A 17,400-nucleotide genomic window follows, 5' to 3' on the forward strand; every position below is an offset into this window, starting at 1 on the left:
GGAGTACCCAATTGACAGCGACGAAGGTTACAGATATATTTCTGATATATCAAGAAGGAGCAGAGATATGTGGGCAGGCATTTTTCCAGCTGTAACCAGCAAATTCACCAAGGATGATAATCTCGATCATGCGGAAATGGAACGTTGCTTCTCGCTCCTGATGGACGCTGGATGCGATGGCCTGATCGTTGCGGGCTCGCTCGGCGAGGGGCCGATGCTCAGCCATGACGAAAAGCTCGAAGTTCTTGAGACAGCAAAACGCGTAGCAAACGGCAAGCCTGTGCTACTGACGATCAATGAGGCAGCGACCCGCGAAGGCGCGGCGCTTGCAAAGCGCGCAGCACGTGCCGGTGCCAATGGTCTCATGCTCGTGCCGAGCCCGATCTATCACACCGACCCGGAAGAAACCGTCACAACTTTGAAGGCCGTTGCCGCGGCCGGCGAACTCCCGGTAATGATCTATTCAAACCGTATCGCCTATCGCGTCGATGTCACCAATGAAATCCTCGGCGAGCTGGCATCGGATGATCTCTTCGTAGCCATCAAGGAATCGTCCGACGACGTCCGCCGCACGACCGACATCATCAATACGTTCGGCACCCGCTTCGATCTTTTCACCGGCGTCGACAATCTCGCCTTCGAAGCGCTGACCGCCGGCGCCATCGGCTGGGTGGCCGGTCTCGTCACCGCGTTCCCGAAGGAAACGGTCGCAATCTACAAGCTCGTCCAGGCCGGTCGCTATGAAGAAGCGCTGCGCATCTATCGCTGGTTCCGGCCGCTTCTCGATCTCGATGTCTCGACCTATCTCGTCCAGAACATCAAGCTCGCGGAAGTGCTCGAGATCGGCACCAATGACAGGGTTCGTCTCCCACGCCAGCCGCTGCGCGGTGCACGGCGTGAAGCGGTGGAACAGATCGTCAGGAACGCGATCGCATCGCGCCCAACCTTGCCGGTCCTCTAAGTCTCCCGGCATACGATGGATGGGCGCAAGGACGACATCGTCATCATCGGTGCCGGCATTGTCGGCACTGCTGTCGCTGCCATATTGTCGGAAGGCGGCCACAAGGTTCTCGTCATCGACAGGCAAGGCATTTGCGAGGGTACAAGCTCCGGCAATGCCGGGGCTCTCGCCTTTTCGGACATATTGCCCATGGCATCGAAAGGCGTTCTCGCCAAGGTGCCGCGCTGGCTGAGAGATCCGCTCGGCCCATTCACGATCCAGCCGGGTTACCTTCCCAAATTGGCCCCCTGGCTCTATCGCTTCTGGCGCGCCAGCCGGCCAGCAGCGCAATTCCATACGATCGAGGCGCAAGGCGCCATGATGCGGCTTGCCGAGCCTGAAATGCTTGGGTTGATGGAGCGAGCCGGCATTCGCCATATGGTGCGCGAGGACGGATCGCTCGAACTTTACGAGAGCGAAGAAGAGCTCAACAGCGCTCTGCCCGGTTGGACCGCCCGCAAGAAGGCAGGGATCGCCTTCGAGCATCTGCGCGGTGACGACCTCGCAGAATGCCAGCCCGGACTGGCGCGGCGTTTCGTGGCGGGGACGTTCGTTCCCGGGTGGAAGACCGTCAGCGATCCGCTCCATGTCGGAAAGGGGCTGTGGGCTTACGCCGAACGCCTTGGCGCACGTTACAGGCAGGCGGAGGTAGTGACCGTTACGAGCACCGCGGAAGGTGTGGCGATCGGACTTGCCAACGGTGAGACGATCAATACTGGAAAGCTCGTCGTTGCGGGCGGGGCATGGTCGCACCGGCTCGCGAAACAGCTCGGCGACGCGATACCGCTTGAAACCGAGCGCGGCTACAATACGACTTTGCCCAAAGACGCCTTTACGCTGAAGCGGCAGTTGATATTTTCCGGTCACGGCTTCGTCGTCACGCCCCTCGAAACCGGCCTGCGTATCGGCGGAGCCGTCGAACTTGGCGGCCTTGACCTGCCGCCCAACTACGCTCGCTCCGAGGCGATGCTGACCAAGGCCAAATTATTCATGCCCGGCCTTGAGACCGCGGGCGGGAGGCAGTGGATGGGCTATCGTCCGTCGCTGCCGGATTCGCTGCCCGTTATCGGCTATGCAAGGGCGAGCAAAAATGTACTCTACGCATTCGGTCACGGCCATCTTGGGCTGACCCAGGCCGCGGCGACAGGGCGCCTGATCAGCGAGTTGATCGACGGTCGCACGCCGTCGATCGCGATCGAAGCATTCCATCCGCAACGCTTTTGAGGAGCATCATGGCGCGTCATTCCTTCTTCTGTGTCGATGGTCATACCTGCGGCAATCCGGTCCGCCTTGTCGCTGGCGGCGGTCCCAATCTGGTCGGCGCTACGATGATGGAAAAGCGCGCGCATTTCCTCGCCGAATACGACTGGATCCGGACCGGCCTGATGTTCGAGCCGCGCGGCCACGACATGATGTCGGGCTCGATCCTCTATCCGCCGACGCGCGAAGATTGCGACGTCGCGGTGCTGTTCATCGAAACCTCGGGCTGTCTTCCCATGTGCGGCCATGGGACGATCGGTACCGTCACGATGGCGATCGAACATGGTCTTATCAATCCACGTACACCGGGGCGTCTCAACCTCGATACGCCCGCCGGCCTCGTCGTTGCGGAATACACGCAGGAGGGGCAATACGTTACGAGCGTGCGCCTCACCAATGTACCGGCTTTCCTCTACGCCGAGGGCCTGGAGTTCGAGTGTCCGGACCTTGGTGTTCTCACGGTCGACGTTGCCTATGGGGGCAATTTCTACGCCATCGTCGATCCGCAGGAGAACTTCCGCGATCTCGCCGACTACCGGGCGCTTGATCTCATCGGGTGGAGCCCGGTGCTGCGCCAGCGCCTCAATGAGCGTTACAAATTCGAGCATCCGGAAAAGCCCGAGATCAATGTGCTGAGCCATATATTGTGGACAGGCGCGCCCACGCGGACGGAAGCGCACGCACGCAACGCCGTTTTTTACGGCGACAAGGCGATCGACCGTTCCCCTTGCGGTACGGGCACATCGGCGCGCATGGCACAGCTTGCTGCTAAGGGCAAGTTGAAGCCCGGCGATGATTTCGTGCACGAATCGATCATCGGTTCGCTGTTCCACGGCCGAGTCGAAAAGGCTGTGACGGTCGCCGGCCAGCCGGCCATCATTCCGTCCATCGCCGGCTGGGCTCGCATGACCGGTTACAACACCATCTTCATCGACGATCGCGATCCCTTCGCCCACGGGTTTGTCGTCAAATGAGCGTGTAGGGAAAGGTGGCCAATTAAGGCGGTGCCGGACGAAACAGCGGTTTTTCAACTATTGGTAGCAGCATTCCCTGAGGAACCGTCCAATTTTGGTGTATAATCCCGCCGAAACTGTGCCAGCAAATGTAAAGATATGGCGTAGGCTAAAAAAGCTGTTGCTTTCTTTAGCGCACACGCTAGGTGTAGCATATTGGGGTAAACGGGAACCGGATAAAAAAACCGGATAAGAAAATTCCCAATAAAAAATGAGGGGTATCGTTGCGATGGAGTACTTCATCCAGCAATCGATCAATGGTCTGACGCTTGGTTCAATCTATGGCCTGATCGCAATCGGTTATACGATGGTCTACGGGATCATCGGCATGATCAACTTCGCCCATGGCGATATTTTCATGCTTGGCGCCTTCATGGCGATGATCGTTTTTCTAGCTTTAACCACTTTCATTGGCGGCGTGCCGGTCGTGCTGGCGCTGCTCCTGATGATGCTCGTCGCCATGCTGCTGACGGGGTTGTGGAGCTGGACGATCGAGCGCCTGGCTTATAGGCCGCTGCGCGGATCGTTCCGCCTCGCGCCGTTGATTACGGCGATCGGCATGTCGATCGCGCTGTCGAATTTCGTGCAGGTAACGCAGGGTCCGCGCAACAAGCCGATCCCGCCGCTGGTCAATGGCGGTATCACCATTTACGGCACCAATATCACCATCGCCTACAAGCAGATGGTGATCATCATCGTCACGGCGATTTTGCTTGCCGCCTTCTGGTACCTTGTCAACAAGACGACGCTGGGGCGTGCCCAGCGATCCTGCGAGCAGGACCGCAAGATGGCGGCGCTGCTGGGCATCGACGTCGACAAGACGATCTCCATGACCTTCGTCATGGGCGCAATGCTCGCCGCCGTCGCCGGAACGCTCTATCTCATGTTCTACGGGGTCATTTCCTTCACCGATGGCTTCGTGCCAGGCGTAAAGGCCTTTACCGCTGCCGTTCTCGGCGGCATTGGATCGCTCCCCGGCGCTGTGGTGGGTGGATTGCTCATCGGCCTCATCGAAGCGCTCTGGTCCGCCTATTTCTCCATCGATTACAAGGATGTCGCGGCTTTCTCGATCCTGGCGATCGTGCTGATCTTCCTGCCATCCGGTATCCTGGGTCGGCCCGAAGTCGAGAAGGTATAAGCTCATGGCCGATGTCCAGAATACAGAACGGGACTCCGTTTTCGCGAAAGCCCTGAAGGAAGGGATTATCTCAGGTGCAATCGCACTCGGGCTATTCTGCCTGATTGTCGGTTTCCGCACCGAGCAGAACATTCGCAACGAACTCATCCTGACCCAGCGCTGGGGGCTTTTGGCGATCTTTGTCCTCGTCGCGGCGGTGGGTCGGTTCCTCGTTACATACACTGCGCCCATGCGCGCCGAGCGCAAGAAGTTGCACAAGGTCGCCGAGGCGAGGGAGCCGTCCGCATTCAGGAAGTCTTTCCCGAAGATCGGTCTTGGCCTGCTCTTCCTCTATCCCGCCCTCGTGGTCCTGATACTCAGTGCCTATCAGGGATCGATGATGGGAGGCCTGCAGGCCTCGCTCAAATATGTCGATAATTTCGGTATCCAGATCCTTATCTACGTCATGCTGGCGTGGGGACTGAATATCGTGGTCGGCCTCGCCGGACTGCTCGATCTCGGTTACGTCGCATTCTACGCCGTCGGTGCTTATTCCTACGCGCTGCTCTCGGCCCATTTCGGCCTGTCATTCTGGCTGCTTTTGCCGATGGCCGGCATTTTCGCCGCGACCTGGGGCATTATCCTTGGCTTCCCGGTGCTGCGCCTGCGCGGCGACTATCTTGCCATCGTAACGCTTGCCTTCGGTGAGATCATCCGTCTCGTCCTTATCAACTGGACAGCTGTCACGAAGGGAACGTTCGGTATCTCCGGCATCGCCAAGGCGACATTGTTCGGCATCCCGTTCACCCCGGGTCCGACAGGTTTCGCTGCGATGTTCGGCCTGCCAAACTCCGGCGTCTACTACAAGATCTTCCTCTATTATCTCATCCTATGCCTGGCGTTGCTGACCGCCTGGGTGACGATCCGCCTGCGCCGGATGCCTGTTGGCCGCGCCTGGGAAGCCCTGCGCGAAGACGAGATCGCGTGCCGCTCGCTCGGCATCAACACCACGACGACCAAGCTTACGGCATTTGCCACCGGCGCGATGTTCGGCGGTTTTGCGGGCTCGTTCTTCGCGGCACGCCAAGGTTTCGTCAGCCCGGAATCCTTCGTCTTCCTCGAATCGGCAATCATCCTGGCGATGGTCGTTCTCGGCGGCATGGGATCGCTGGTTGGTATCGCAATCGCTGCGGCTGTCATGATCGGCGGCACAGAATTGTTGCGCGAACTTGAATTCCTCAAGCTTATCTTCGGCCCCGACTTTACCCCGGAACTCTACCGCATGTTGTTGTTCGGCCTCGCCATGATCGTCGTCATGGTGTGGAAGCCGCGCGGCTTTGCCGGCAGTCGAGAACCAAGTGCCTTCTTGCATGAACGCAAGATGATATCGGGCGAGTTTACGAAAGAAGGGCACGGCTGATGGTTTCGGAAGTGCAGAAAAATACCAGCGCAATCCTGCGTGTTGAACGTCTCTCAATGAAATTCGGTGGCCTTATCGCCATCAACGATCTCAACTTCGAAGCCAAGCGCGGTGCGATCACGGCCCTCATCGGCCCCAATGGTGCCGGCAAGACGACGGTGTTCAACTGCATCACCGGCTTCTACAAGCCGACCGAAGGCATGTTGACGCTGACGCGCCAGAACGGCGAGGAGTATCTTCTCGAACGCATGGCCGATCATGTCATCACCAAGCGGGCAAAGGTGGCCAGGACGTTCCAGAACATCCGCCTGTTCTCGGGCCTGACGGTGCTCGAAAACCTCCTGGTTGCGCAGCACAATCCGCTGATGCTTTCCTCGGGCTTCACTGTCCTTGGCCTCCTCGGCTTTCCGACCTACAAAAAGGCGGCGGCGGAAGCGATCGAGAAGGCACGTTACTGGCTGGAGAAGATCAATCTCGTCAGCCGGGCGGACGATCCTGCCGGTGATCTGCCCTACGGGGCGCAGCGCCGCCTCGAGATTGCCCGTGCCATGTGCACCGGGCCGGAGCTTCTTTGCCTCGACGAGCCAGCAGCGGGCCTGAATGCGCGTGAATCGGCGGAACTCAACAAGTTGCTCCTCGATATTCGCGCCGATACGGGAACGTCGATCCTGCTTATCGAGCACGACATGTCCGTGGTGATGGAAATTTCCGACCATGTTGTCGTTCTCGAATACGGTACCAAGATTTCCGATGGCACGCCGGAGACCGTCAAGAATGATCCGAAGGTCATCGCCGCCTATCTCGGCGTCGAAGACGAGGAAGTGGTCGAACTGATCGAGAAGGCGGAAGAGGCGGGCGTCGACGACATCACAGCCGCCGTCGATTTACTCTCCTCCGAAGCGCTGCACGAGATCGTCGAGACCCACCCCGATGCTCAGCCGGTAGAACTCATCCCGGCCAACACGCTGCTTGAGACGGCACCGGCAAAGGCTGCCGCCGTCCGCAAGGCGTCAGCGAAGACTGCGGCGCCTAAACCGGCCTCACCGAAGGCTGCGGCTCCTAAACCGGAGTCGCCGAAGACTACGGCGCCAAAACCGGCGTCGCCGGCGAAAGCCGCTGGCATCAAGGCAGGGGCGACAGCCAATGCACTGGCCGAACCGCGCGGCGGTAAGGCCGACAAGTTGATCCTGATCAAGGGCATCGGCCCGGTCAACGAGCGCAAGCTCAACGAACACGGCATCTTCCATTTCGATCAGATTGCCGCATGGAAGAAAGCCGATATCATTGCCGCCGAAGCCTATCTCGCTTTCGACGGGCGGATTGCCCGTGAAGACTGGATCGGTCAGGCCAAGACACTGGCAAAGGAAAGCCAGGCTAAACCGGCGCCCAAGAAGACCGGAGGGGCTAAGTAATGTCGCAGAACCAGGCCCTTCTCAGCATCGAGAATGTCGAGACCTATTACGGCAATATCCGTGCGCTGAGCGGTGTAACCGTTCATGCCAATCCCGGTGAGATTGTCACGCTGATCGGCGCCAATGGCGCAGGCAAATCAACGCTGATGATGACGATTTTCGGCATGCCGCGTGCCCGCACCGGCCGGATCGTCTTTGACGGCACGGACATAACACAGTTGCCGACACATGAGATCGCGCGCCTGCGCATTGCGCAATCGCCGGAAGGACGCCGCATCTTTCCGCGCATGACCGTGCAGGAAAACCTGCAAATGGGCGCGAGCCTCGATAATCTCAAATTTTTCGACGAAGACTCGCGCATGGTCTTCGACCTGTTCCCGCGTCTCAAGGAGCGCATCAACCAGCGCGGCGGTACACTTTCCGGCGGCGAACAGCAAATGCTGGCGATCGGCCGCGCGCTGATGGCGCGTCCCCGGTTGCTTCTGCTCGATGAGCCATCGCTCGGTCTCGCGCCGTTGATCATCAAACACATTTTCGAAGCCATCAAGGAACTGAACAAGAATACGGGCCTGACCGTGTTCCTGGTCGAACAGAATGCGTTCGGCGCCTTGAAGCTCGCGGACCGTGGCTATGTGATGGTCAACGGCATCGTAACGATGAGCGGTTCGAGCGCCGACCTTCTTGCCAATCCGGAAGTGCGTGCCGCCTATCTCGAAGGCGGTCGTCACTGAACAAGTAGGGCTTCCACCGACGGCGAGGCCCAAGGAGAATAATGCCATGCAAGGCATACTTTACGAAGAACCGTCCATCTTTCTGTTCCTGCTCGTCACCTGTGTGATGGGGGGCTGGGCGGCGTGGATGGCGGGACGCGCCTGCGCCAAGACCTGGCGTCCGATTGCCTTCCTCGTCTTCTACATGCTGCTGCTCGGCATTGCCGTCAGGTTCATCCACTTCGCCCTGTTCGGCGGCACGATGCTGACGCTGCATTATTATGTGGTCGATACAATTGTCCTGATCATCTTCGGGACGTTGGGCTATCGCTACACCCGTACCAACCAAATGATCGGTCAATATTTCTGGCTCTACGAAAAAGTTTCTCCATTTTCATGGAAGGAAAAAACGGGAGCCTAACCAATCTCGCTGATGCGAAATGAATCAGCGTGACAACCGCCGGGAAATCGGCAAATGTGCGCTTCAAGCGATGAAAACGGGTCATCGCGAGGGGTTAAGTAAATACTTAGAAAATGGGAGTTTTCAAATGAAGAAATCACTGTTCTCGGGCGTTGCACTCGCTGCAATGCTCGCTTTGAGCGGTCATGCCTATGCTGATCTGTTGATCGGCGTCGGCGGTCCGTTGACCGGCCCGAACGCTGCATTCGGCGCTCAGCTGCAGAAGGGCGCTGAGGCTGCCATTGCCGAGATCAATGCTGCGGGCGGCATCAACGGCGAACAGGTCAAGCTTTCGCTCGGTGACGACGTTTCCGATCCGAAGCAGGGCATTTCGGTTGCCAACAAGTTCGTTGCTGACGGCGTAAAGTTCGTTATCGGCCACTTCAATTCGGGCGTTTCGATCCCCGCATCTGAAGTCTATGCTGAAAACGGCATCCTCGAGATCACGCCTGCCGCGACCAATCCGGTCTTCACCGAGCGCGGCCTCTGGAACACCTTCCGTACTTGCGGTCGCGACGACCAGCAGGGCGTGGTAGCCGGCACCTTCATTGCCGAGAAGTTCAAGGACGCCAAGGTTGCCGTCGTGCACGACAAGACGCCATATGGCCAGGGTCTTGCTGACGAAACCAAGAAGACCTTGAATGCCAAGGGCGTCAAGGAAGCCATGTACGAAGGCGTCAACGTCGGCGACAAGGACTTCTCCGCGCTGATCGCCAAGGCAAAGGAATCGGGCGTAACCGTTCTTTACTGGGGTGGTCTTCACACCGAAGCCGGCCTGATCATGCGCCAGCTCGCAGACCAGGGCCTCAAGGTTCAGTTCATCTCCGGTGACGGTATCGTTTCGAACGAACTCGCTTCGATCGCTGGCGACGCAGTTGCAGGCACGCTGAACACGTTCGGTCCCGATCCGAGCAAGAACCCTGCCAACAAGGAACTCGTCGAGAAATTCCGTAAGCAGGGCTTCGAACCGGAAGCTTACACCCTCTATTCCTACGCTGCAGCTCAGGTCATCGCCGACGCAGCGAAGGCTGCCGGATCGAACGATCCTGAAGCCGTTGCCAAGGTGATGAAGGAAAAGGGTCCGTTCAAGACCGTTCTCGGCGACATTGCCTTTGACGAAAAGGGTGACCCAAAGCTTCCAGGCTACGTCATGTACGAGTGGAAGAAGGGCGAAGATGGCAAGTACAGCTACTTCCAGCAGTAAGCCTTCTTGCATGATTGCCTAAGCGGATGCCCGGCCTTGCGCCGGGCATTTTGCTGTTGGACATTTCGATTTCTTATGGTCAATATGCGTTGTTTGCAGTGCAGCAATCTGTCGCCAGATAAGCGCGCCAAACCAAAACTACTTTAGTTCATATTCGGAGTTGCGGTCTTGCCTATCAAGAAAATCCTCGTCGCCAATCGTTCGGAAATCGCGATCCGCGTGTTTCGCGCTGCCAATGAACTCGGCATGAAAACCGTGGCGATTTGGGCGGAAGAGGACAAGCTTGCGCTGCATCGCTTCAAGGCGGACGAATCCTACCAGGTAGGGCGTGGACCGCATCTTGCCAAGGACATGGGGCCGATCGAAAGCTATCTCTCGATCGAGGAAATCATCCGCGTCGCCAAGCTTTCCGGGGCCGATGCGATTCATCCCGGCTATGGCCTGCTTTCGGAAAGTCCGGAGTTTGCCGAAGCCTGCGCCGAGGCGGGCATCATCTTTATCGGCCCCAAGCCTGAAACCATGCGACGGCTCGGCAACAAGGTCGCCGCGCGCAACCTCGCGATCGAAATCGGCGTTCCTGTCGTGCCGGCCACCGATCCGCTTCCTGACGACATGGAAGAGGTCAAACGGCTCGCCGACAAGATCGGCTATCCTGTGATGCTCAAGGCGTCATGGGGCGGCGGCGGGCGCGGCATGCGGGCCATCTTCAAGCCGGAAGATATTGCCCGGGAGGTCACCGAGGGCAAGCGCGAGGCCAAGGCGGCGTTCGGCAAGGATGAAGTCTATCTCGAAAAGCTCGTTGAGCGCGCGCGCCATGTCGAGGTGCAGATCCTCGGCGACACGCACGGCAATGCCGTGCACCTCTTCGAGCGCGACTGCTCTATTCAGCGCCGCAACCAGAAAGTGGTGGAACGCGCCCCGGCGCCCTACCTCAACGAGGCGCAGCGCAAGGAAATCTGCGACTACGGCCTGAATATCGCCAAATCGACCAGTTATATCGGAGCCGGAACGATCGAGTTCCTGATGGATTCCGATACCGGCTCATTCTATTTCATCGAGGTCAATCCGCGCATCCAGGTCGAACACACGGTGACGGAGGAAGTGACCGGGATCGACATCGTCAAGGCACAGATCCGCATCCTCGAAGGCACTACCATCGGAACGCCCGAATCGGGTGTGCCGGCACAAAAGGACATCAGGCTCAACGGCCACGCCCTGCAGTGCCGTATCACCACAGAGGATCCCGAGCAGAATTTCATTCCCGATTATGGCCGCATCACCGCCTATCGCGGCGCAACTGGCTTCGGCATCCGACTCGACGGCGGCACAGCCTACTCGGGCGCTGTCATCACGCGCTTTTATGATCCGCTCCTCGAAAAGATCACCGCCTGGTCACCGACGGCCGAAGAGACCATCCACCGCATGCACCGCGCCTTGCGCGAGTTTCGTATTCGCGGCGTTGCAACGAACCTGACCTTCCTTGAAGCCATCATCACGCATCCGAAGTTCACCGACAATTCCTACACGACGAAGTTCATCGACACGACGCCGGAACTCTTTGCGCAGGTGAAGCGGCAGGACCGCGCCACCAAACTCTTGACCTACCTTGCCGATGTGACGATCAACGGGCATCCGGAAACCAAGGGTCGCGCCACCCCGCCGAAGGAAGCGGCGCTCCCGCGCGTCCCCTTCATTGAAGCGTCGATTCCAGATGGCACCAAGCAGTTGCTGGACCAGCTTGGACCAAAGAAGTTCGCTGAGTGGATGCGCAATGAAGAGCGCGTGCTCGTCACCGATACGACCATGCGGGACGGGCACCAGTCGCTGCTGGCGACACGCATGCGCACCTATGACATCGCCCGCGTCGCCGGAACCTACGCGCGCGCGCTCCCGCAATTGTTCTCGCTCGAATGCTGGGGCGGGGCGACCTTCGACGTTGCGATGCGCTTCCTGACGGAGGATCCGTGGGAGCGGTTGGCGGAAATTCGCGAGCGCGCGCCCAACATCCTGTTGCAGATGCTTTTACGCGGCGCCAATGGCGTCGGCTACAAGAGCTATCCGGATAATGTCGTCAAATATTTCGTCAGCCAGGCGGCGCGCGGCGGTATCGACGTGTTCCGTGTTTTCGACAGCCTGAACTGGGTCGAAAACATGCGCGTCAGCATGGATGCGGTCATCGCGGAGAACAAGCTCTGCGAAGCGGCGATCTGCTACACTGGCGACATTCTCAACTCGGCGCGGCCGAAATATGATCTCAAATATTATGTCGATCTTGCCCGCGAGGTCGAGAAAGCGGGCGCTCATATCATCGCCGTCAAGGACATGGCCGGGCTACTGAAACCTGCTGCAGCCAAGATTCTGTTCAAGGCGCTGCGGGAAGCAACCGATCTGCCCCTGCATTTCCATACGCACGACACATCGGGGATCGCGGCCGCGACGGTCCTTGCTGCCGTCGACGCGGGGGTCGATGTGGTCGACGCCGCCATGGATTCACTCTCCGGCAATACCTCGCAGCCTTGTCTCGGCTCCATCGTCGAGGCGTTGAAGGGCACCGAGCGCGATCCCGGCCTCGATCCTGAATGGATTCGCCGCATTTCCTTCTACTGGGAGGCCGTGCGCACCCAGTACGCGGCATTTGAAAGTGACCTCAAGGGGCCGGCTTCGGAAGTCTATCTGCACGAAATGCCCGGCGGCCAGTTCACCAACCTCAAGGAGCAAGCGCGCTCGCTCGGTCTTGAAACCCGCTGGCACGAGGTGGCGCAGGCCTATGCCGACGTCAACCAGATGTTCGGCGACATCGTCAAGGTGACGCCGTCGTCGAAGGTGGTGGGCGACATGGCGCTGATGATGGTGAGCCAGGATCTGTCGGTCGCGGACGTGAAAAACCCCGGCAAGGACATCGCCTTCCCGGATTCGGTCGTCTCAATGATGCGCGGCGACCTCGGCCAGCCGCCAAAGGGTTGGCCCAAGGATATCCAGAAGAAGGTTTTGAAGGACGAGAAGCCATTCACCGAACGACCGGGCGCGCTGCTCGCGCCGGCGGATCTCGAGGCGGAACGCAACGACATCGAAACCAAGCTCGAACGCAAGATCACCGACCAGGAGTTTGCCTCCTATCTTATGTATCCGAAGGTCTTTACGGACTTTGCCACCACGCACGATACCTATGGGCCGACGAGCGTCCTGCCGACCCATGTCTATTTCTATGGGCTGGCGCAGGAGGAAGAGGTGTTCCTCGATATCGAACGCGGCAAGACATTGGTCGTGCGCAACCTTGCCATGGGCGAGGCCGACGACAAGGGCATGTGCACGGTCTTCTTCGAACTCAACGGCCAGCCACGCCGGGTCAAGGTGCCGGATCGCACGCGCGCCGCGGGTGGAGCGGGCCTTCGCCGCAAGGCGGAACTCGGCAATGACAAGCATGTCGGCGCGCCAATGCCGGGTATCGTATCGACGGTCGGCATCGCTCCGGGGCAGAAGACCAACGCCGGGGACGTATTGCTGTCCATCGAAGCAATGAAGATGGAAACAGCGCTGCGCGCCGAGCGCGACGGCACCGTAGCCGAAGTTCTTGTCCGTGCCGGCGACCAGATCGATGCCAAGGACCTTTTGGTGGTCTACGAATAGGCCCGTTTCTCTTTAGCGGAACGTTCAAGGGCCCCAAACGGGGCCTTTGTTGCAAATGGATGCGCCCCAGAGTGCGTGTTTATGCATAAATGTGCAATTGATGTTGCCGATATCGGCAGTATGGGATAGAAGGATGCAATGGAGGAACATCGTTGCTGAAAGATCTATCCCCGGACGAACGCAAAAGCATGATCCTGCGGCGGATCAACGAGAACGGTCGTGTGCTCGCCAACATGATTGCGTCGGAGTTCGGCGTCTCGGAAGATTCCATACGTCGTGACCTGCGTGAACTCGCGGATCAGGGCCTCGTTCAGCGCTTTCATGGCGGGGCAGCACGCAGCAGAACGGGACCGAGAAGTTTCCAGCAACGCGCACGCGAAGAGACCGCCGGGAAAAAGGCGATCGCCCGGGCAGCGGCAGCGCTTATTCCGCCCGATGCAACGATGGTGCTTGATTCCAGCACGACGGTTCTCGAATTCGTGCGCGCCCTTCCTGCCGATTTCAGGGCCTGCATCATCACGAGTGCACCGGATATCGCTGTCGCGGCGCTCGATCATCCGCTTTGCGAGGTTATATTGCTTGGCGGAACCTTGAACCGGCTGACGCGCAGCGTGATCAGCCAATCGACGCTGGCCGAAGTTCAATCGATGCGCATCGACTACTGCGTGCTTGGCGCCTGCGCTGTCGATGAAAGCCTGATGCTGCGAGCCGAAAATTATGATGATGCGCGCATGAAACTGGCCTTTGCCGAGGCGAGCAACGAAGTCCTGTTGTTGGCAACCAGCGACAAGCTGGTGAAGCGGGGTCCGTTCGCCATCGGGCCGATCACCCTTATATCCACCCTCGTCACCGATACCACGGCCGACCCCTCGATCCTTGATCGCATCGGCGGTGCTGGTGTCGAGGTGATCGTTACCGCCGATAAACAAGCCTGATTTTATGTGAGTGAATTCAATGTCCGTCCAAGCCCAATCTGCAACCGGTGAAGCCCCAATGGATGCCGCGACCTTTCGCAGGAGAGCTGTTTATGGCCGCTGGGCCGTCGCCAGCGCGTTTTTCTTCAATGGCTTCCTCGTTGGCAGCTGGGCTCCGCAGATTCCGGTGTTCATGACGCGACTCGGCATCAGCGAGTTCACGCTTGGGCTTCTTATCCTGGTGTTCGGCATAGGGGCGCTGGCTTCGATGCCCTGGTGCGGCTACCTCATCGAAAAACATGGATCGCGCGCCGTGGTGAAGGGGTTTGCCATATTCTGCTCCTTCTCGCTCCTTCTCGTTGCCCTCGCGCCCAACGTGATAAGCGCCGCACCGGCGCTGTTTCTGTTCGGCGCAGTCATCGGCGGGATGGATGTCGCGATGAATGCGAATGCGGTGGAGGTCGAGAAAAAACTCTCCCGCGCCGTCATGTCGTCCTCGCACGGCTTCTGGAGCCTCGGTGGCTTTGCCGGCGGCGGACTTGGGGGCATCCTGATCGAAGCGCATGGACATCTGGCGCATGCCGTCGTCGTGACGATCATCGCGATCGCGATCGGCCTCATTGCCTTCCGGTTCATGATCACCGAGGATGCGCCCGTCAGGCATGAGAAGCAGAAGCTGACGTTCCCCACCAATCCCTTGATCTACCTCATCGGCTTGATGGCGCTCTTCTCCATGGTTCCGGAAGGATCGGTGCTCGATTGGGCAGCGCTCTATCTGCGCCAGGAGCGCGGGGCCGATATCGCCACGGCCGGCTTCGCATTTGCGGCGTTTTCGGGAACGATGTCGATCATGCGTTTTCTCGGCGATGGCGTGCGTGACCGTTTCGGTGCCGTCAATACGCTGCGCATTTCCGCGCTGATGGGCGCGTCGGGAATGCTTGCTGCCAGTATTGCGCCGACCTCGTGGATCGCCATCCTCGCCTTTGCCTTTTCCGGTCTCGGTATTGCCAACATGGTGCCCATCGCCTTTTCTGCGGCCGGCAACCAGCAGGGCACGTCATCAGGCGTGGCCCTCAGCATGGTTACGCTCATGGGTTATTCGGGGATACTCGTTGCGCCATCGGCAATCGGTTTTGTCGGCGGCAAGACCGGGTTCGGACCGATCTATATGGTGCTCGCCGGTCTGCTCGTCGTCGTCGCCCTCATGGCCAACCTTGCCAGGAGCGCAGATCAAAAGGTACGTTAGGCCCGGCGCGCGGCGCCCATTGGTTTTTTCCGCTGCAAGAGGAAATCGCTGACGCGACGGCCGGGCTTTTTCGCCTTGAAGCCGATATGCATTTCCGGCGCGAGTTCGCCGGTCAGGTCGAGAGTCGCGTGCTCGCCTACGGCGTCGCTGTGCTCATCGAGCCAATCTTCAGCAGCGGCGCGCCCAAGGTCACGCAGATATTCGAGGAAGGCCCATTCGGCATTGATCTTCGACGAAGAAGACAGGCCCGCCAGAGCCTCGTCGGCGTCGATACGATGCATGCGGATATGGCGGTAGTCGCCATGCTGAAGCCGTCCGGCGTCGATCAATGAGTTGACAAAGGCAATCGAGCGGAACTCGCGCAGCAGCGCGGCATTGAATGTGATTTCGTCGATCCGCTCGCTGATTTCGCGTGCGGTCTTTGGCGTGCCGCGGCGCTCGATCGGATTGATCTGGACGAGGAGAACATCCTCGCTCTCGCTCGAATAGAAGAACGGGTAGAGGGCAGGATTGCCGCCATAGCCGCCATCCCAATAGGGTTCGCCGTCAATTTCAACCGCCTGAAAAATATAGGGAAGGCACGCGGAGGCCATCACGACGTCGGCGTTCAGTTCCGATTGCGAGAAAACACGCAGGCGCCCCGTCTCGACATTCGTGGCGGAAATGAAGAGCTTGAGCTTGGGGCAGGCTTTCACCCGGTCGAAGTCGATTTCCTTTTCGATCACGTCGCGCAACGGATTGAGATTGAAGGGATTGAACTCATAGGGCGAAAAAACGCGCGAGATCTGTTCAAACAGGTTGAAGCCAAAGCCATTCTCGATGGACCAGTTGCCAAAGAACCTGTCCCAGGGCGAGCGCTGCACCGGGCTGAACTGGCCCGTTCGGCCCACTGCGCGCCAGAAATCATGCAATTTGGCGCGTGCACCTTCGGCACCATTGTGTGCCCAGCCATCGGCAAGAGCCACGGCATTCATTGCGCCGGCGCTGGTACCTGAGACGCCCTCGATTGTCAGTCGCCCGTCCTCCAGAATGCGGTCGAGCACGCCCCACGTAAAGGCGCCGTGCGAACCACCACCCTGAAGGGCGATGTTGATGGCCTTGGTTTTGGCCATTATGCCGCTGTCCAGCCGCCGTCGACGGAAATTGACGTCCCGGTGATCTGTGCTGCGGCGTCGCTGGCGAGAAACACCACCGTCGCACCGATCTGGTCGACCGTCGCGAACTCCTTCGTCGCCTGCTTGTCCAGCATCACTTCGCGGACCACCGTATCGCGATCCATGTTGTGCGCCTTCATCTGATCGGGGATCTGGGCCTCGACCAAGGGCGTAAGGACATAGCCCGGGCAAATTGCGTTGCAGGTGATATGTTTTTCGGCGACTTCGAGGGCTACGGTCTTGGTCAGGCCGAGAATACCGTGCTTGGCAGAGACATAGGCCGACTTGAAAGGCGAGGCGCGCAGGCCATGGGCCGACGCGATATTGATGATGCGGCCCCAGCCGGATTTCTTCATATGCGGTAGCGCTGCAGCAGTGGTGTGGAACGCCGAGGTCAGGTTGATCGCGATGATCGCATCCCATTTCTCGACCGGAAACTCATCGACCGGCGCGACGAACTGGATCCCGGCATTGTTGACGAGTACGTCGACACTGCCAAAGGTATCGGCCGCCTTTTCGATCAGCGCCCGACACTCGCCGCCGTTCGACATGTCCGCCTTGATGTAGACGACTTCGACCCCATGCTTTTCAGTGATCTCCTTGGCGAGCGCATGATCCTCGGGGCGATCGGTAAAGGAGTTGATCACGACGTTGTAGCCAGCGGCTGCGAGTGCATGGGCAGAACCGAGGCCGATTCCGGAGTTGGAACCTGTGACGACTGCGGTCTTTTCGGTCATGGCAAAGGCTTCCTTCGATTTCAAACAACCGCCGCCTCGCGGCCCGGGGAATATATTGCATTGCAGCAAAATTGCTAGGCTCGCAGCCGTGAGACTTTGTCATGGAAGCTCTGCATTCAGCGGGTA

General features: G+C 59.1%; 14 protein-coding genes. 12 read left to right on the forward strand and 2 right to left on the reverse strand.

The window, feature by feature from the left end; genetic code table 11:
* Positions 1 to 67 precede the first annotated feature (67 nt).
* From BM074_RS08140 to BM074_RS08195, 12 genes are all read left to right on the forward strand, one after another.
* Positions 68 to 961 carry a dihydrodipicolinate synthase family protein gene (locus BM074_RS08140; RefSeq protein ID WP_091920990.1) on the forward strand — a complete coding sequence of 298 codons (894 nt, stop codon included), beginning with the start codon at positions 68 to 70 and terminating at the stop codon, positions 959 to 961.
* A 15-nt stretch (positions 962 to 976) separates the two neighbouring features.
* A complete protein-coding gene (locus tag BM074_RS08145) occupies positions 977 to 2,224 on the forward strand; it encodes an NAD(P)/FAD-dependent oxidoreductase (RefSeq protein ID WP_091920992.1) in 1,248 nt (415 codons plus the stop codon).
* An 8-nt stretch (positions 2,225 to 2,232) separates the two neighbouring features.
* On the forward strand, positions 2,233 to 3,234 hold the full coding sequence (locus BM074_RS08150) for a 4-hydroxyproline epimerase (RefSeq protein WP_091920994.1): 1,002 nt from the start codon (positions 2,233 to 2,235) through the stop codon (positions 3,232 to 3,234).
* 268 nt (positions 3,235 to 3,502) lie between these two features.
* Positions 3,503 to 4,411, forward strand: a complete 909-nt coding sequence (locus BM074_RS08155; protein ID WP_027231135.1) for a branched-chain amino acid ABC transporter permease — start codon at positions 3,503 to 3,505, stop codon at positions 4,409 to 4,411.
* A gap of 4 nt (positions 4,412 to 4,415) precedes the next feature.
* Positions 4,416 to 5,810 (forward strand): high-affinity branched-chain amino acid ABC transporter permease LivM, encoded by a 1,395-nt coding sequence (gene livM, locus BM074_RS08160; protein WP_091920996.1) that lies wholly within the window; start codon positions 4,416 to 4,418, stop codon positions 5,808 to 5,810.
* A complete protein-coding gene (locus BM074_RS08165) occupies positions 5,810 to 7,222 on the forward strand; it encodes an ATP-binding cassette domain-containing protein (protein WP_091920998.1) in 1,413 nt (470 codons plus the stop codon). The genes livM and BM074_RS08165 overlap by 1 nt, the downstream gene beginning before the upstream one ends.
* Positions 7,222 to 7,953 carry an ABC transporter ATP-binding protein gene (locus tag BM074_RS08170; protein WP_027231138.1) on the forward strand — a complete coding sequence of 244 codons (732 nt, stop codon included), beginning with the start codon at positions 7,222 to 7,224 and terminating at the stop codon, positions 7,951 to 7,953. Before BM074_RS08165 ends, BM074_RS08170 begins: the two co-directional genes overlap by 1 nt.
* Before the next feature lie 46 nt (positions 7,954 to 7,999).
* Entirely contained in the window at positions 8,000 to 8,353 is a 354-nt protein-coding gene (locus BM074_RS08175) for a DUF6867 family protein (RefSeq protein WP_027231139.1), read from the forward strand.
* 127 nt (positions 8,354 to 8,480) lie between these two features.
* On the forward strand, positions 8,481 to 9,596 hold the full coding sequence (locus BM074_RS08180) for a branched-chain amino acid ABC transporter substrate-binding protein (protein WP_027231140.1): 1,116 nt from the start codon (positions 8,481 to 8,483) through the stop codon (positions 9,594 to 9,596).
* A 168-nt stretch (positions 9,597 to 9,764) separates the two neighbouring features.
* Positions 9,765 to 13,223: a pyruvate carboxylase gene (pyc, locus tag BM074_RS08185; protein WP_091921000.1), complete on the forward strand. Its 3,459-nt coding sequence runs from the start codon at positions 9,765 to 9,767 to the stop codon at positions 13,221 to 13,223.
* A 152-nt stretch (positions 13,224 to 13,375) separates the two neighbouring features.
* Positions 13,376 to 14,158 (forward strand): DeoR/GlpR family DNA-binding transcription regulator, encoded by a 783-nt coding sequence (locus BM074_RS08190; RefSeq protein WP_244532750.1) that lies wholly within the window; start codon positions 13,376 to 13,378, stop codon positions 14,156 to 14,158.
* A 58-nt stretch (positions 14,159 to 14,216) separates the two neighbouring features.
* Entirely contained in the window at positions 14,217 to 15,383 is a 1,167-nt protein-coding gene (locus BM074_RS08195) for an MFS transporter (RefSeq protein ID WP_091921002.1), read from the forward strand.
* Here the strand turns inward: BM074_RS08195 and BM074_RS08200 are convergent.
* The gene (locus BM074_RS08200; protein WP_027231143.1) at positions 15,380 to 16,495 is read right to left on the reverse strand and encodes a patatin-like phospholipase family protein; all 1,116 of its coding nucleotides are present in this window, start codon (positions 16,493 to 16,495) and stop codon (positions 15,380 to 15,382) included. The two genes, BM074_RS08195 and BM074_RS08200, sit on opposite strands and share 4 nt — an antisense overlap.
* On the reverse strand, positions 16,495 to 17,274 hold the full coding sequence (locus BM074_RS08205) for a 3-hydroxybutyrate dehydrogenase (RefSeq protein WP_027231144.1): 780 nt from the start codon (positions 17,272 to 17,274) through the stop codon (positions 16,495 to 16,497). Before BM074_RS08205 ends, BM074_RS08200 begins: the two co-directional genes overlap by 1 nt.
* Between the last annotated feature and the right edge of the window lie 126 nt (positions 17,275 to 17,400).

The sequence above is a fragment of the Phyllobacterium sp. CL33Tsu genome (assembly GCF_900113985.1).
Taxonomy (GTDB): Bacteria; Pseudomonadota; Alphaproteobacteria; order Rhizobiales; family Rhizobiaceae; genus Phyllobacterium; species Phyllobacterium pellucidum.

Excerpts from the sequence above, each read along its gene's own strand:
- BM074_RS08140 (WP_091920990.1), top strand. The coding sequence starts at position 68 with ATGTGGGCAGGCATTTTTCCAGCTGTAACCAGCAAATTCACCAAGGAT.
- BM074_RS08145 (WP_091920992.1), top strand. The coding sequence starts at position 977 with ATGGATGGGCGCAAGGACGACATCGTCATCATCGGTGCCGGCATTGTC.
- BM074_RS08150 (WP_091920994.1), top strand. The coding sequence starts at position 2,233 with ATGGCGCGTCATTCCTTCTTCTGTGTCGATGGTCATACCTGCGGCAAT.
- BM074_RS08155 (WP_027231135.1), top strand. The coding sequence starts at position 3,503 with ATGGAGTACTTCATCCAGCAATCGATCAATGGTCTGACGCTTGGTTCA.
- livM (WP_091920996.1), top strand. The coding sequence starts at position 4,416 with ATGGCCGATGTCCAGAATACAGAACGGGACTCCGTTTTCGCGAAAGCC.
- BM074_RS08165 (WP_091920998.1), top strand. The coding sequence starts at position 5,810 with ATGGTTTCGGAAGTGCAGAAAAATACCAGCGCAATCCTGCGTGTTGAA.
- BM074_RS08170 (WP_027231138.1), top strand. The coding sequence starts at position 7,222 with ATGTCGCAGAACCAGGCCCTTCTCAGCATCGAGAATGTCGAGACCTAT.
- BM074_RS08175 (WP_027231139.1), top strand. The coding sequence starts at position 8,000 with ATGCAAGGCATACTTTACGAAGAACCGTCCATCTTTCTGTTCCTGCTC.
- BM074_RS08180 (WP_027231140.1), top strand. The coding sequence starts at position 8,481 with ATGAAGAAATCACTGTTCTCGGGCGTTGCACTCGCTGCAATGCTCGCT.
- BM074_RS08195 (WP_091921002.1), top strand. The coding sequence starts at position 14,217 with ATGGATGCCGCGACCTTTCGCAGGAGAGCTGTTTATGGCCGCTGGGCC.
- BM074_RS08200 (WP_027231143.1), bottom strand. The coding sequence starts at position 16,495 with ATGGCCAAAACCAAGGCCATCAACATCGCCCTTCAGGGTGGTGGTTCG.
- BM074_RS08205 (WP_027231144.1), bottom strand. The coding sequence starts at position 17,274 with ATGACCGAAAAGACCGCAGTCGTCACAGGTTCCAACTCCGGAATCGGC.